Genomic DNA, 14,446 nt, shown 5'->3' on the forward strand with positions numbered 1-14,446 from the left:
GTTCCAAAGGCCCGTGACCGGACGGGACGTGCTGGTGGCCGTCACGATCAGCAAGCTGGGGCGGACGCTGGCGTTCGCCGACGTCACGCTGGCCGTGGATTCGGCGACCGTCGCCCAGGCCGGCGGCGACGATGTGGCGGAGGCGGGAGTGGTCGGGGGCCTGGTGAGCATCATGGCGCGGACGAAGGCCAGGTCCTCGGGGGTGTCGGGGTCGCGGATCTGGGTGGCGCCGAGATGTGAGGAGAACAGGTCGGGGGAGCGCAGGACGTGCTTGACGTCGGCGTGGGAGAAGATCGCACAGTGGCCCGTCCCAGCGGGCCAGGGGCCGATGGCCGATTCGGCGCGCAGCTTCCGGAATGTCTCGTATGGGACGCCGGAGGCGTAGTTGGCGGGCAGGAAGATCTCCTCGTGCATGCCCTCAGCGTGCATCATGGCGGTGTGACGTTGAAGCCCGCGGACGGCGACAAGATCCTGCGCGACAACTTCGCGCCCTGGGTGCTCGAACTGGGACTGGTCGTGGAGGAGGTCGGGGAAGGGACGGCCGTTCTGCGGCTGCCCTGGTCGGAGCGGCTGGCCCGGGAGGGCGGCGGCATGTCGGGGCAGGCGCTGATGGCGGCGGCCGACACGGCGGTGGTGATCGCGGTCGCGGGGGCCAGGGGCGGGTTCGTGCCGATGACGACGGTGCAGCTCAGCGCGTCCTTCCAAAGGCCCGTGACCGGACGGGACGTGCTGGTGGCCGTCACGATCAGCAAGCTGGGGCGGACGCTGGCGTTCGCCGACGTCACGCTGGCCGTGGATTCGGCGACCGTCGCCCAGGCCAGCGCGGTGTACGCGATCATGGGGTGATGAGGCGTACCGAGAGCGTGAACGTGGCGGACGGCGAGTTCTCCCTGCACGTGTGGACTCCGCCGAGCGGGCGGGGGCCGGGGATCCTGCTGGTCCAGGAGATCTTCGGCGTCGGCGACTACGTGGAGGCCGTCGCGGACGATCTGGTCGGGCTCGGTTACGTGGTGGCGGCGCCGGACATGTTCTGGCGGATCGAGCCGGACTGGGCGGTCAAGCACGACGAGCAGGCTCTTCCGAAGGCGATGTCGATGGTGTCCGAGTTCGACTGGGAGAAGGGCCCGGAGGACCTGGAGGCCGCGCTGGCGCACTTGCGGGGCGTGCCCGAGGTGGACGGACGGGTCGGCGTGCTGGGGTTCTGCTTCGGCGGGACGCTGGCCTACCTGCTGGCGGCGCGGGCCCGGGTCGACGCGGCGGTGTCGTTCTACGGGTCGGGAGTGCCGGGTGCCCTGGAGGCGCTTGAGCGGATCGAAGGGCCGGTGCAGTTCCACTTCGGTGGGTCCGACCCGTACATCCCGCGGGAGGACGTCGCGGCCGTCGAGCGGGCGGTGGCGGGACGGGGCGGCATGGAGATCCATGTGCAGGAGGACGGCGGGCACGCGTTCCACAACCGCAAGGCGCCGATGTTCTACCAGCCCGGGCCGGCGGACCGCGCCTGGCGGCTCACGGAGGAGTTCCTTGGGCGGGTCCTGGGAGTTGGGGCGTAGCCATTCGCCGTATGGCAACGGGTCTGCTCGAACGGTTGCGTCGCTCGTTCATGTAGGTGGACGGCTCGCAGGTGTCGTCCAAGAGCGCGGTGCTCCTGGGGAGGCGGCGGCTCGGGGCAGGGGATGGCGGAACGTGATGGTCCGACAGCCGCGCGCCTGTTCGGCTGCCCGGTCCTGAGGCGGCGCGTGGGGGCGTCCGAGGACGGAGAGGGCCCCGCACCAGGGGGAACGGTGCGGGGCCTCCACGTTGTCTTCAGGACGTCCGTGCGTCCGGATCAGCCATCCGCGCGTCCGGAACAGGGGCCGGACGTCCGGAACGGATGTTCGCATGCACGGGATTCAGCCGTCCAGAAACCCGGAATCAGAAGCCGGGACGGACGGCGCCGCTGAAGTTGCGCTTGTAGTAGCCGTTCAGCTTGACCTTCTTGACGCGCTTGCCCGAGCTGGGCGCGTGGATCATGTAGCCCTTCCCGACATAGATGCCCATGTGGCTCTTGCCGCCGTAGAAGAAGACCAGGTCGCCCTTGACCAGGCGCTTCCGCGAGACCTTGTACTTGACCGCGCGGTAGATCTGCTGGGTGGTACGCGGAAGCTTCACCCCGGCCTTGCGCCAGGAGCCTCCGGCCAGTCCCGAGCAGTCCCACGAGCGGGGACCGGTGCCGCCGTAGCGGTACGGGTCGCCGATCTGCGCGTACGCGTACTTGACGGCGTAGGCGGCGCGCTTCTTCTGCCTCGCCTTGCGGTACGCCGAGACCTTGGCGGCCGCCACGGCGGCGACGTTGACCTGCTGCGGCGGTGCCGCGGCCTCCGCGGGCGCGGCCACGAGGAGCGACGCTCCGAGCGTGGCCGTCGTCGCGATGGCGATGCCACCGGCGAGCGACGTGCGGATGAGACCGGGCTTCAGGGGGTTGCGAGCGGTATGCAGGATGACTCCAGACATCGCGGATGGTGCCTACCGGGCAGCCGTCACCGCCGGCGGGAGACCCGCCCGGGGTTCGGGATGCCGCGGCCGACCGGGCCCCGGGCGCCAGGGGGGCGCCGCGGGTCGCGACCGCTTCCGGCTCCGTGCCTCTTGGCTGCACGGACTCGGCGATCGACGGCGGGCTCTTCGGCGGCTACTCCGTCCGCGGGACGATCGGGACCCGTGGCGGGGCCCGGGACGTCCGAGGGACGGGACCCAGCCTTGAGAGGGGTGAAGGCTGGGGCGGCACCGCTGCCGCGCGTCGGGTTGCGTGTTCTGTTATCTGGGCGGCGATCTGTGCCGCATGAACCGGGCAGGAACGTAGCCAGGGTTCGCCCCGAATGGCAAATCGGAAGTCAATTTTTCCTCCCGGACAGGTGTCCGGACGGACGCTCCGATCGCCGTTCTGCCTGGGCGGACCGGCCGCTCATTCCGTCCATTGTGAGGTGGGTCACAGTCCGCTGGGAAACGCGATCTAGACCGTTCGGGCATGAACGCACCGTGCCGGACACAATGCGCCCCGTGATGACCATTCCTGGATTCGCCGGATTGGATCACGGCTTCGCGGTAGATCGAGAAGGCTCAGGTCGAGGACGTCTGGAGCGCGCCAGGCGGTACAATCGACCTCCCCGGACGGGCGCTGGATCGCCCGTTGGGGGAGGTGCGGCAAAAGGTATTCGGCGGGCCCTGGCATTTATCGAGTTGTGATATGGGCCGCCTTCGTCCCCGCCGCCCTCGTTGTGTCGTTCGCTGCGTCCCGAGTGCCGGATGTCTGATTTAGGGGATGCCGTGATGGAGCGATCCACGTCCTGATTCCGCGAATTCGGCGGACGCGCGGCCGGCCGATCAAGGGCGTGCCAATCCGCTCACTTTCCGTCGATGGCCGCTGGCCGGTGGCCCGCGAGATAGCCGGTTCCGGTCACCGGATGGGATCGACGTCCGTTCCGTACCGTTCGGTAACCCGAAGAAGACTCACGTTCGGCGCCCCCGCCCCTGTACGCGGCGTGCGCGACGCCCGAAAAGGGAAGAAACTCCTGCTCCCAGGCTCTGGAATGAATATCGTTTCCATGCGACGCTGAATCCTGTCCCAGACTCGGTGAGAGGGGAGAACGGTCATGTCCTTGACTGTCGACGACCGGCTGCTGGAGAAGGCGCGCCAGGGAGAGGTGGACGACGCGTCATTCGTGGCGTGCGTCCGCGACTCGCTGCCGTACGCGTGGGAGGTCGTCACCGGCGTCGTCGCCCGTATGCGCGACGGCGGAATCGGATTCGCCGACAACCAGACCCCGCCGCCGGACGAGCAGGCCCGCGGCCAGTTGCTGCGCGTCCTCGCCAGCGACTCGATGCGCGGCGCGCTGGAGCGCCATTTCGGCGTCCGGCTGGCGTTCCAGAACTGCCACCGCGTCGCGGCGTTCGACCTGGCGGCCGAGGGCGGGATCGCCCGCTACGAGAAGTTCATCTCGCCCCGCGCCCAGCTCCTGAACCAGTCCCCCGAGCTCGTCGACTGCTAGCGGCCGCTTCCTTCACGTCCTCCAGCCCGTTGACGTGCGGCGAGACGAAGTCAAAGACATGGCGTCCACGAGTTACAGGCGCTGCGTGACGACGGCTCGCCGCGCGTCGACGGAGAACCCGGGGGCGGGCGTGAGGGTGAGGGAACGCGGTCAGGGAAGGAGGCGTTGGGCCCGGTATGGCGACTGTCGCGTTCCTGACGATCCCCGGACTGGTGATCGGCCTTGTCCTGCTGGCTGCTGTGGATCGCCTGGGCCTGTGGGCCAACGCGCGGTTCCGGTTGCCGTGGCGGCGGGACGAGACGGGACGGCCGCTGTCCGCCATCGGGCTGGAGCAGGTGGACGAACTGTTCCACGCCTCCAAGCGCTACGAACTCGACCAGCGCCGCACCTCGCTGATGCTGCGCGACGAAGAGCGCGACGGCGCGCCACCGGCCGCCCGCGTCGACCTCGACGCCGGCACCGCCGTCCTCCGTCGGCCGGACGGGCCGATGGGGCAGGGTCGAAGGTAAGAGTTCTCCCGCGTCTCGGAGATCGCCGAATGACCCCGGAATCATCGGGTACCGCCACGGCGACCGGCGAGAACCAGGGGAACGCGTGGGTGATGTGCGAACGGAGCCGAGGACCGGAGCGAACGAAGTACCCGGAGGCGTGAACACACCGCCGACCGGGGCTGGCGGCGAGTCCGGCAGCGCGCCCGGCGGCGGGCCGGAGAGCGGGTCCGGTGGCGGGGCGGAGAGCGGTCCCGGTGGCGGGTCCGGTGGCGGGCCGAGGAACGCGCCCGGGCCAGAGGTCAGGGGCCCTGGATCCGGCCGCATCCCTCCGGAGCCCGGAGGTGTTCCGGAGCCTGGCGGTGTTCCGGAGCCTGCTGCTGCCTCGGAGCCTGGCGGCGTCCCGGAGTCCGGCGGCGTCCCAGAGCCTGGCGGCGCTCCGGGGTCCAGTGGCGGCCCGGAGCCTGACGGCGGCCCGCAGTCCGGTGACGGCCCGGAGTCCGGTAGCAGCCCAGAGCCAGGCGGCGGCCCGGACTCCGGCGGCGTCTCGGAGTCCGGTGGCGGCCCGGAGCCTGACGGCGGCCCGCAGTCCGGTGGCGGCCCGGAGCCTGGTGGTGGCTCAGAGGCCAGTGGTGTTGCGGAAGCGGTTGTGGTTTCGGAGTCCTGTGGGGGTTCGAGGTCCGGTGGCGGCTCGGACGGGTTGTTGCTGAGCTTGAAGCGGGCCGCGGCCGCGCTGCGGGAGGCGGGCGTCGGGTTCGCGCTCGCGGGAGGGTTCGCCGCGTATGCGCACGGAGCGGCGGTGTCCACGCACGACGTTGACTTCGTGGTGCGGGAGCGGGACGTCCAGGCGGCGCTCGACACGCTCGGCGCGGCCGGGATGCGGCACGTGGAGACCCCGGAGAACTGGCTCGCGAAGGTCTACGACGGCGAGCACCTCATCGACCTCATCCACAGCCCGTCGGGCCGTCCGGTGGGCGACGAGTTGCTCGGGCGGGCCGAGGAGATGGCGGTCGGGGCGGTCTTCATGCCGGTCCTCCCGGCGACCGATCTGGTGGTCATGCGGCTGCTGGCCTTCACCGAGACGGCCTGTGACTTCAGCGGGTTCCTGCATGTGAGCCGGGCGCTGCGGGAGCAGGTGGACTGGCCGTACGTCGCCGCGGAGACCGCGCATTCCCCGTACGCCTACGCCTTCCTGACCCTGCTGGCCCGCCTCGACGTCATCGAAGGGGGCGTCCCGTGACCGATCTGCCCGGATACCTGTCCGCCCACATCCAGGAGAGGCTCGCGGCGGAAGCCTTCGAGCTCGGCATCCGCGTCGACGTCCGCGGCGAGGTGGTGCACCTGCGCGGCGAGGTCGTGAGCGAGGAGCGGCGCCTGGCGGTCGAGGACGCCGCGCGCGTCGCCGCCGAGGGCCGCGAGATCTGCAACGAGGTGTCCGTCGTCCCCGTGGGGGAGCCGGACGGGGAGGAGAGGCTCTCATGATCCACGTCGCGGCGGCGGGGGACCTCCACGTCGGGCCCGAGGGGACCGGCACGTACCGGGAGCGGCTGTCGGGGCTGGCCGACCAGGCCGATGTGTTCCTGGTCGCCGGGGACCTGACCAGGCACGGCACGGTCGAGGAGGGACGGGTCGCCGCGGGCGAGCTGCGCGACCTCGGCCTGCCGGTGATCGCGGTGCTCGGCAACCACGACTACCACTCCGATGCCGAGGAGCAGATCACCGGCGTGCTGCGGGACGCGGGCGTCACCGTCCTGGAAGGGGACGGGACGGTCGTGGACTGCGGCGGGACGAGGCTCGGCGTCGCGGGCGGGAAGGGGTTCGGCGGCGGCTTCCAGGGCAAGTGCGCCGGCGATTTCGGCGAGCCGGAGATGAAGGAGTTCGTCCGGCACACCAAGGACTTCGCGGGACGGCTCGGGGCCGCGCTGCTGCAACTGGACGCCGACGTGCGGGTGAGCCTGACCCACTACTCGCCTGTCGAGGACACCCTTGAGGGCGAGCCGCCGGAGATCTACCCGTTCCTCGGGAGCTATCTGATCGGCGAGGCCATCGACGCGGCGGACGTGGCGCTGGCGATCCACGGGCACGCCCACAAGGGCAGCGAGAAGGGGCTGACGCAGGGCGGCGTCCGCGTCCGGAACGTGGCGCTGCCGGTGATCCAGCACGCGTACGCGCTCTACTGCCTGGACGCAGGCGACGCGGGGAAGACCACTCGTGCGGACGTGACCGAGCGCGGGCGTGTCGGGGTTCCCGCGTCGGCCTGGTGACGGCGGGGAACCGATGACACCGTGACCACGGTGGAGGCGCCCGCCGGCCCGCTACGGTGGGGCGCCCCGGAGGCCGGTGGACGACCGCAAGATCATTGTGGGAGGGGAGCGATCTTGCGGTCGTTCGCCGGCCTTCCGCGCTGAGTGCCACCGGTCTTCCGCGCGGGGCGCCACGGCCTTGCGTGCGGGGTGCCTCGGCCTTGCGCGGGGAGCGCCACCGGCCTTCCGTACGGAGCGCCGGCGGTCGTCCGCGTGGGGCGGTTGTTCACCGGTCGTCGGTGCGGAGCAGGTCGAGGACGGCCCGTTCGACGGGGCCCTGCGTCGCGAGCTCGCCCGCCGAGGTCTCGACGCCGAGCTTGGACAGGACGGGCGCGATCGTCCGGCCGTCCTCGTACAGCTCGATGATCCGCGGGTCGATGTAGGAGGCGCGCGCCACGGCCGGGGTGTTGCCGAGGTACGCGGCGACCTCCTTGACGACGCGGACGACGGCCCGCCTGCGCGCGGTCTCGCTGCCCCCGGCGCGGACCGACACCGCGAGGCCCACGGCGGCGAGGACGGTGGCGTGCCAGGTGCGGAAGTCCTTGGCGGTGAAGTCGCCGCCCGTGACCTCCCGGACGAAGTCGTTGATGTCGGACGTGGTGACGTCGTGCCATCCGTCCCGCGTCCGGTAGGCGAGCAGTTCGGGGGAGTCGTCCCGGCGGCGCATGAGGCCGTTGACGACCTTGCAGACGTCCTCTTCGGCGACGGACTGGTGCCGTTCCTTGGCGCCTTTGGCCGGGTACTCGAACGCCACCTCGCCGCGCCGGCACGTGACGTGCTCGCGTAGGACGGTTGCCAGCCCGAACGTGCCGTTCTCCGCCGCGTACGCCTCCCCGCCGATCCGGAAGAACCCGAGGTCGATCAGCCGGACGGCGGCCGACAGCACCCGCTCGCGGCCGTAGCCCCGTCCGGACAGGTGGCGGGCGAGCGTATCTCGGACCTCCGGTAGCCGCTCGGCGAGTTCCAGGACGTGCTCGTGCTTCTCCCGGTCGCGCTGCTCCCGCCAGTCCTCGTGGTAGAGGTACTGGCGTCGGCCCGCGGCGTCGGTGCCCATCGCCTGGATGTGGCCGTCGGCGTCGGGGCAGATCCACACGTCCCGCCACGCGGGCGGGATGACCAGCGACCTGATCCGCTCCTTCTCGGACGGGTCGTCCAGCGGGCGGCCGTCCAGGCCCAGGTAGGAGAAGCCGCGCCCGCACCTGCGCCGTCCGAAGCCGGGCTCCGCGGGATCGCTGCGCCGCAGCTCCATGCGCGCTCAGCCGGGGTGGATCTCGCCGCCGGCGGGCACCAGCGTCTGGCCGGAGTAGTACGACGACAGCCGGTCGGACGCGAAGAACACGTAGGACGGGGCGATCTCGTCGGGGTCGGCGGCGCGTCCCATCGGCGCCTGCCCGCCGAAGCCCTCCACCTTCTCCTCGCCGAGCGTGGCGGGGATCAGCGGCGTCCAGACCGGGCCGGGCGCGACGCAGTTGACGCGGATCTCGCGGTCCATGAGGTTCTGGGCGAGGGACGTGGTCAGCGCCATCGCGGCGGCCTTGCTGGCCGAGTAGTCGATCAGCGTCTTGTTGCCGCGCAGGCCGTTGATCGACCCGGTGACGACGATGGACGATCCGGGCCCCAGATGCTCCAGGGCCTCCTGGACGGTCCAGAAGAGCGCGAAGACGTTCACCTCGAACGTCCGGCGGAGCTGCGCGTCGTCGATCTCGCGGACGTCCTTCACCGGCGCCTGCGTCCCGTGGTGCAGGACGAGCACGTCCAGCCCGCCGAGGTCGCGGGCCGAGTGCTGGACCACCTCGCGGCAGTGCCGCTCCTCGGCGAGGTCGCCGCCGAAGGTGAAGCAGCGGCGGCCCGTCGCGGTGACGAGTTCCGCGGTGTGCCGGGCGTCGTCGTCCTCCACCAGGTAGGTGATGGCGACGTCGGCGCCCTCCTTGGCGAACGCGACCGCGACGGCCCGCCCGATGCCGGAGTCGCCGCCGGTGATCAGCGCGCGCCGTCCGTCCAGCAGGCCCCGGCCGGCGTAGTCGCGCATCTCGTCGCGCGGCTCGGGTGTCATCTCCCTTGTACGGCCTGGGTAGGACTGGCTCTGTGCCGGCTTCTCGCTCATCCGTCCGTGCTCCCCCTTGAGATCCGTTACGGCGGATGCCCTGAGCTGTGGGAGGCAAACATCCCCGTAGGGTGACTCCCGAGTAACATCGCGCCCGGCAATCCGGTGGGGTGTGCGCAGAGCGCGGGGTGACGTCTGGATACCATCATCCCGAACCACATTCGGTCCCTCACGTAAGGTGCTGCTTATGGACCTGAACGGAGTTTCCGCCGTCGTATCCGGTGGCGCGAGCGGTCTCGGTGAGGCCACCGTCCGCGCGCTCGCCGCCGAAGGCGCCAAGGTCGTCGTCGCCGACCTGAACGAGGACAGGGGCAAGGCCCTCGCCGACGAGGTCGGCGGCGTCTTCGTCAAGACCGACGTGTCGAACGAGGAGCAGGTGGGTGCCGCCGTCCAGGCCGCCGTCGACACCGGCGCCCCGCTGCGCGTCATCGTCAACAGCGCCGGCATCGGCTGGGCCTCGCGCACGGTCGCCCGCGACGGCACCCCGCACGACCTCGGCCAGTACGAGACCGTCATCCGGGTCAACCTGATCGGCACCTTCAACCTGATGCGCATCGGCGCCGCCGCCATCGCCAAGACCGAGCCGGCCGATGCCGACGGCCTGCGCGGCGTGGTGATCAACACCGCGTCCATCGCCGGACTGGAGGGCCAGACGGGGCAGATCGCCTACTCCGCCTCCAAGGGCGGCATCATCGGCATGACGCTGCCCGCCGCGCGCGACCTCGCCGCGATCGGCGTCCGGGTCAACACCATCTGCCCCGGCGTCATCGACACCCCGATCTACGGCCAGGGCGAGGACGCGGAGGCGTTCAAGGCCAAGCTGTACGCGCCCGTCCCCTTCCCCAAGCGCATGGGCAAGGCGTCGGAGTTCGCCCACCTCGTCAAGTCCCTGATCGAGAACGACTACATGAACGGCGAGACCATCCGTTTCGACGGTGGCATCCGCTTCCAGCCGAAGTGAGGCCCGCATGACCGAAGCTCTACCGCCCGAGGGGGGACGACCCCCCACGCCCCCCGATGCGGCTTCGCCGCCGGTTCTGCTGACGGAGGAAGACGGCGCCGTCCTCGTCATCACCATCAACCGCCCCCAGGCGCGGAACGCCATCACCGGCGAGGTCGCGCGGGGGATCGCGGCGGCGCTGGACGAGCTCGACTCCCGCAAGGACCTGTCGATCGGCGTCCTCACCGGCGCCGGCGGCACGTTCTGCGCCGGCATGGACCTCAAGGGCTTCCTGACGGGCGACAACCCCGTCGTCGAGGGACGCGGGTTCGCCGGGATCGTCGAGCGTCCGTCCAGCAAGCCGCTGATCGCCGCCATCGAGGGCTACGCCCTGGCGGGCGGCTGCGAGGTGGCGCTGGCCTGCGACATGATCGTCGCGTCGCGGGACGCCCAGTTCGGGCTGCCCGAGCCGAAGCGCGGCCTCGTCGCCGCGGGCGGCGGCCTGCTGCGGCTTCCGCGGCGTATCCCGTTCCACATCGCCATGGAGATCGCCCTGACCGGCGACAAGTACCCGGCGGAGCGGATGGCCGAGCTCGGGTTCGTCAACCGGCTCGCCGAGCCGGGCGGCGCGCTCGCCGCGGCCAAGGAACTGGCCCTCAAGGTCGCCGAGAACGCCCCGCTGGCGCTCGCGGCCACCAAGAAGGTCATCGTCGAGTCCGCGGAGTGGACGGCCGAGGAGGCGTGGAAGAAGCAGGGCGAGATCACCCTGCCCGTCTTCACCTCCAAGGACGCGCAGGAGGGCCCGGCGGCCTTCGCGGAGAAGCGCAAGCCGAACTGGAAGGGCGAGTAGCGCCCGCACCGCACGAGCACGCCCGGGGACGGGGCCGCACCGCGCCGCCCCGGGCGTTCTCGCATATCTGCACAGGTCGCGACGTCGTGAGCGCGGAACGCGAGGGGCGTGAGTGATTTCTGCGGCCTGATCCGGCCGTCCGGAAAGTCCCTCTTACCCGGGAGTAGGGATTCCCGTACCCTTTTGCTGCGCTCGACGATCTTGGGGGTGGACGGATGGGAAGGAACGTCGAGTACATCAGCTGACCCCCCAGCCGCAGCGCCCGTCCCGCCCACCCCTCCATCCGGGACGGGCGCTGCCATGCCCCGGGCACGCGCTTCGCCCCGCGCTCGCAACCGACCTTCCGGGACGGCCAGGGCGCTGACCAGCGGGCTCTGGATTGGTCCACCGCGCAAGCTGCGGCGACCGTTGTGAGTGCCTCTTCGCGTGGTTATTGTCGGCCCGGTGCCCGATTCCTCCCGAAGGGAGCGAGCCAATGGACGTCCGTGCCATGCCGTCGGCTGTCCGGAAGGGAACGCCGCCCTCGCTGGTGGGGCGCTCCGCGCCGCTCGCGTCCGTGGAGTCCCGTCTGGCCTCGAACGGCAGCGCCATCCTCACGGGCCCCAGCGGCATCGGGAAGACGGCGCTGCTCGAAGCCGTCGGGGCCGCGGCCGCCGCGCGCGGGGAGATCGTCCTGCGGGTCGCCGGGACGGAGACGGAGCGGTGGGTGCCCTGCTCGGGGCTGGCCGAGCTGCTCGACCAGCTGCCCGGCACCCTCACCGCCCAGTTGCCGAGGGAGGAGCTGACCGGGCTGCCCGAGCCGCACCCGGCGGCGACCGGTGCGCGCCCCGCCGGCGCGCGGTCCGCGGACCGGCCTGCCGGCGCGGCGTCCGCGGACCGGTCCGCCATGGACCACGTCGCGTGCCGGCTGGCCTTCCGCGGGCTGCTCGCCCGCTGCGCCGAGGACCGTCCGGTGCTGCTGCTCATCGACGACGCCCAGTGGCTGGACACCGAGTCGGTCCAGGCCATCCGCTATACGCTGCGCCGCCTCGGCTCCCGGGGAGTGCGCGCCGTCGTCGCCGGGCGCTGGCCGGACGGGCTCGCCTCGGGGGACGGGGGCAGCGCGCCGTGGGCTCCCGTCCCCGACGCCCTCCACCTCCCCGTCCCGCCCCTCGGACCGGACGAGCTGGCCGAGATGTTCGACAGCTACGGGCTCCCCGTCCGCGTGGTGAACACCCTGCACTCCGATTCCGGCGGCAACCCGTACCTCGCGCTGGCGCTTGGCGGCGCGTTCACCGACCGCATACCGCGGCACTGGCGGCCCGCCCCGCTGCCGCAGCGCGTCCAGGCCGTGATCGTCGAGCGGCTGGGGCGGCTGCCCGAGCAGGCCCGCGAGACGCTGCTGATGGCCGCGCTGGCCATCCGGCCGACGACCGACCTGCTGTGCCGCGCCGGACGCACCGAGGCCGCCCGGGACATCCGGCACGCCGCCGGCCTGGGGCTGCTGATCACCGAGGGCGGCGGCATCCGGTTCACGCCGCCCGCCGTCGGCACCGTCCTGGCCGAGTCCGCCGACGCGCCGCATCTGGCGCGGGTGCACCGGGCGCTGGCCGCCGTGGTGCCGGACGCGGCGGGCCGGGCCCGGCACCGCGCCCTGGCCGACCCGGGGCCGAACGCCGAGCTCGCGCATTCGCTGGTCACCGCGGCCGAGCAGGCCGTCCGGCAGGGCTCGCACCGGATGGCGGCCGAGCTGTACCGGCTGGCCGCCGACCGGTCGCCCGCCGAGCCCGCGGCCGAGCGGCTGGAGTGGCTGGTCGCGGCGGCCGAGACGGGCGCGAACGGCGGCCTTCCCGACCTGGTGCACCAGGCCGCCGAAGCCGTCCTCGCGGCGGACGCCACCCGGGCCCAGCGGGTGCGGGTCAGGCTCGCCGTGCTCGATCTGTCCGGCCAGGGGCTCGCCGAGATGGGCGAGGTGTTCGCCGCCGCCCTGGTCGACGCGGAGGGCGATCCGGCGCTGCTCGGGCCGCTGCGGCTGCGGATGGCGCTCGGAGCCCTGCTGAACGGCGCGCCCGACCGCGCGGAACACGAGGCCAACGGCGCGCTCGCCCACGCGCGGGAGTCCGGCGACACGGCGGTCGAGGCCAAGGCGCTGACCGTCCGGGCGAACATCGCGCTGATCGAGGGACGCGGCGACTACGGCACCGACCTGAGACGCGCGCGGCGCCTGCCGGAACCGCCTCTGGACGGCCAGCTGCACACCACGCCGCGGTTTTTGGCGGCCTACTGCGCCGTCTTCGAGGACCGGCTGACCGAGGCCCGCGACGACCTGCTGCGGATGCTGGCCCTGGTGGAGCGGGGGTCCGGCGAGGAGGTCGTGCACGTGCTGCGCCACCTGACCGAGGTGGCCGTCCGGACGGGCCGGTGCCGCGAGGCGCTCGACTTCGCGGACCGTGCCATGCGCATCACGGAGGAGGCCGCGCTCAGCCCGGGACCGGCCTGGTACCACGGCGCGCTGGCGGAGCTGGCCGGGGGCAGCGTCCGCCGCGCCGTCGCCCTCGCCGAGCGGGGCCTGCGGGCGTCCGAGCAGGAGAACGACGTCATCTTCCAGAGCCGCCTGCTGCACGTGCTCGGCGTCGCCCGCATGCGCGGCGGCGACGTCCGCGCCGGCGTCGACACCCTCTGGCGGATCGACACGCTGGGCGAGGGCTGCGGGCGGCGGTCGCCGATGGTGCTGCGCTGGCACAGCAACCTGGCCCAGGGGCTCGCGGCCCTCGGCGACACCGACCGGGCCGAGGAGGTGATCCGCACGACCCGCGCCGCGGTCGGCGACCGGGCCCGCGGCGTCGGCGTCACCGGCGGGCTGGACCGCGCGGAGGCCGCCGTGCTCGCGGCACGCGGGGACCACGAGGGGGCGGTCGCGCTCCTGCGGCAGGCGGCGGCGCTGTTCGAGCGGCTCGGCCAGCCGCTCGAAGTCGGGCACTGCCTCCTCGAAGAGGCCAGGGTCGAGCGCCGCCGCCGGCGCGGCGGGCCCGCCCGGCAGGCGGCGACGGACGCCCTGGAGATCTTCCTGCGATGCGAGGCGCGGCCCTGGGCCGAGCAGGCGCGGCACCGGCTCGCGCGCCTGGACATGGGCCTCCAGGACGGCCCCGCGCCGCTCGCCGCCGTGGCCCACGCGTCCCTGACCGAGGGCGAGCAGCGGATCGCGCTGCTCGTCGGCCAGGGCGCCACCAACCAGCAGGTGGCCAACCGGCTGTACCTCAGCGTGAAGACCGTCGAGGCGTCCCTCACCCGCATCTACCGCAAGCTGGGCATCCGCTCCCGGTCGCAGCTCGGCTCCCTGCTGCACGGCGGCCTGGACGGGCCGGGGGCGTCCCTCCCCTCATAGGACATATCGGGCATCCCTCGTCCATCCCCGCACGGTGTAGGGATTCCCCTTGCGCCGGAACCGATCTCCCTACGGATGCGTCCGGCGGCGAACTTCCCGGTGACATGAGCGCGAATCGCGTGCGATCGTTCCCGCGTCAACCACCCTCCGACACTCCGGAGTTCCGGCGCACCACCCCGCCGTCGGAACGCTCCCCTCCGGCCGCCTCCCCACGGCGGCCGTCCGACTAGGAGTACACCGCGTGACATCCACGAACCCCCGGCGCGCCGCGCGGCGCGCCACCAAGAGCAGCGCGCTGGTCGCCGTCGCCGCCATGGCGGCGCTCAGCCTGCAGACGGGTCCGGCCACCGCCACCCCCGTCCCGGCCCCCCAGGG

Annotated in this window: 13 protein-coding genes and 1 pseudogene; 10 read left to right on the top strand and 4 right to left on the bottom strand. The window is 72.4% G+C overall.

Annotation, left to right across the window (positions count from 1 at the left end):
- Positions 1 to 414: pseudogene (locus tag E1298_RS33030) on the bottom strand (hypothetical protein); the annotation flags it as partial.
- Between the two features lie 24 nt (positions 415 to 438).
- Between E1298_RS33030 and E1298_RS33035 the strand changes: the two are divergent.
- Both E1298_RS33035 and E1298_RS33040 read left to right on the top strand, forming a co-directional pair.
- Positions 439 to 846, top strand: coding sequence for a PaaI family thioesterase (locus E1298_RS33035; protein WP_131900293.1), 408 nt, complete (start codon positions 439 to 441; stop codon positions 844 to 846).
- Positions 846 to 1,550 carry a dienelactone hydrolase family protein gene (locus E1298_RS33040; protein ID WP_131900295.1) on the top strand — a complete coding sequence of 235 codons (705 nt, stop codon included), beginning with the start codon at positions 846 to 848 and terminating at the stop codon, positions 1,548 to 1,550. Before E1298_RS33035 ends, E1298_RS33040 begins: the two co-directional genes overlap by 1 nt.
- A 361-nt stretch (positions 1,551 to 1,911) precedes the next feature.
- On the opposite strand, the gene E1298_RS33045 is transcribed toward E1298_RS33040, so the two are convergent.
- A complete protein-coding gene (locus tag E1298_RS33045) occupies positions 1,912 to 2,490 on the bottom strand; it encodes a C40 family peptidase (protein WP_243725955.1) in 579 nt (192 codons plus the stop codon).
- 1,136 nt (positions 2,491 to 3,626) lie between these two features.
- Between E1298_RS33045 and E1298_RS33050 the strand changes: the two genes are divergently transcribed.
- From E1298_RS33050 to E1298_RS33070, 5 genes are all read left to right on the top strand, one after another.
- Positions 3,627 to 4,022, top strand: coding sequence for an SCO5389 family protein (locus tag E1298_RS33050; protein WP_131900297.1), 396 nt, complete (start codon positions 3,627 to 3,629; stop codon positions 4,020 to 4,022).
- A 176-nt stretch (positions 4,023 to 4,198) separates the two neighbouring features.
- Positions 4,199 to 4,531: a DUF6191 domain-containing protein gene (locus tag E1298_RS33055; RefSeq protein ID WP_131900299.1), complete on the top strand. Its 333-nt coding sequence runs from the start codon at positions 4,199 to 4,201 to the stop codon at positions 4,529 to 4,531.
- Between the two features lie 682 nt (positions 4,532 to 5,213).
- Complete coding sequence (locus E1298_RS33060) at positions 5,214 to 5,750, top strand: nucleotidyltransferase (RefSeq protein ID WP_243725956.1); 537 nt, start codon at positions 5,214 to 5,216, stop codon at positions 5,748 to 5,750.
- The gene (locus E1298_RS33065) at positions 5,747 to 5,992 is read left to right on the top strand and encodes a BON domain-containing protein (protein WP_131900303.1); all 246 of its coding nucleotides are present in this window, start codon (positions 5,747 to 5,749) and stop codon (positions 5,990 to 5,992) included. Before E1298_RS33060 ends, E1298_RS33065 begins: the two co-directional genes overlap by 4 nt.
- Positions 5,989 to 6,774: a metallophosphoesterase family protein gene (locus E1298_RS33070; protein WP_131900305.1), complete on the top strand. Its 786-nt coding sequence runs from the start codon at positions 5,989 to 5,991 to the stop codon at positions 6,772 to 6,774. The genes E1298_RS33065 and E1298_RS33070 overlap by 4 nt, the downstream gene beginning before the upstream one ends.
- A gap of 265 nt (positions 6,775 to 7,039) precedes the next feature.
- Here the strand turns inward: E1298_RS33070 and E1298_RS33075 are convergent, their stop codons facing one another.
- Together E1298_RS33075 and E1298_RS33080 are read right to left on the bottom strand one after the other, a co-directional pair.
- On the bottom strand, positions 7,040 to 8,062 hold the full coding sequence (locus tag E1298_RS33075) for a DNA topoisomerase IB (protein WP_131900307.1): 1,023 nt from the start codon (positions 8,060 to 8,062) through the stop codon (positions 7,040 to 7,042).
- Between the two features lie 6 nt (positions 8,063 to 8,068).
- Positions 8,069 to 8,917 (bottom strand): SDR family oxidoreductase, encoded by an 849-nt coding sequence (locus tag E1298_RS33080; protein WP_131900309.1) that lies wholly within the window; start codon positions 8,915 to 8,917, stop codon positions 8,069 to 8,071.
- 187 nt (positions 8,918 to 9,104) lie between these two features.
- Here E1298_RS33080 and E1298_RS33085 point away from each other — a divergent pair, with 187 nt between their 5' ends.
- From E1298_RS33085 to E1298_RS33095, 3 genes are all read left to right on the top strand, one after another.
- Positions 9,105 to 9,878 carry an SDR family oxidoreductase gene (locus E1298_RS33085; protein WP_131900311.1) on the top strand — a complete coding sequence of 258 codons (774 nt, stop codon included), beginning with the start codon at positions 9,105 to 9,107 and terminating at the stop codon, positions 9,876 to 9,878.
- Positions 9,879 to 9,885: 7 nt separating this feature from the next.
- A complete protein-coding gene (locus tag E1298_RS33090; protein WP_131900313.1) occupies positions 9,886 to 10,707 on the top strand; it encodes a crotonase/enoyl-CoA hydratase family protein in 822 nt (273 codons plus the stop codon).
- Positions 10,708 to 11,182: 475 nt separating this feature from the next.
- The gene (locus E1298_RS33095; RefSeq protein WP_131900315.1) at positions 11,183 to 14,071 is read left to right on the top strand and encodes a helix-turn-helix transcriptional regulator; all 2,889 of its coding nucleotides are present in this window, start codon (positions 11,183 to 11,185) and stop codon (positions 14,069 to 14,071) included.
- Positions 14,072 to 14,446 lie beyond the last annotated feature (375 nt).

Source organism: Actinomadura rubrisoli, from assembly GCF_004349215.1.
GTDB lineage: Bacteria > Actinomycetota > Actinomycetes > Streptosporangiales > Streptosporangiaceae > Spirillospora > Spirillospora rubrisoli.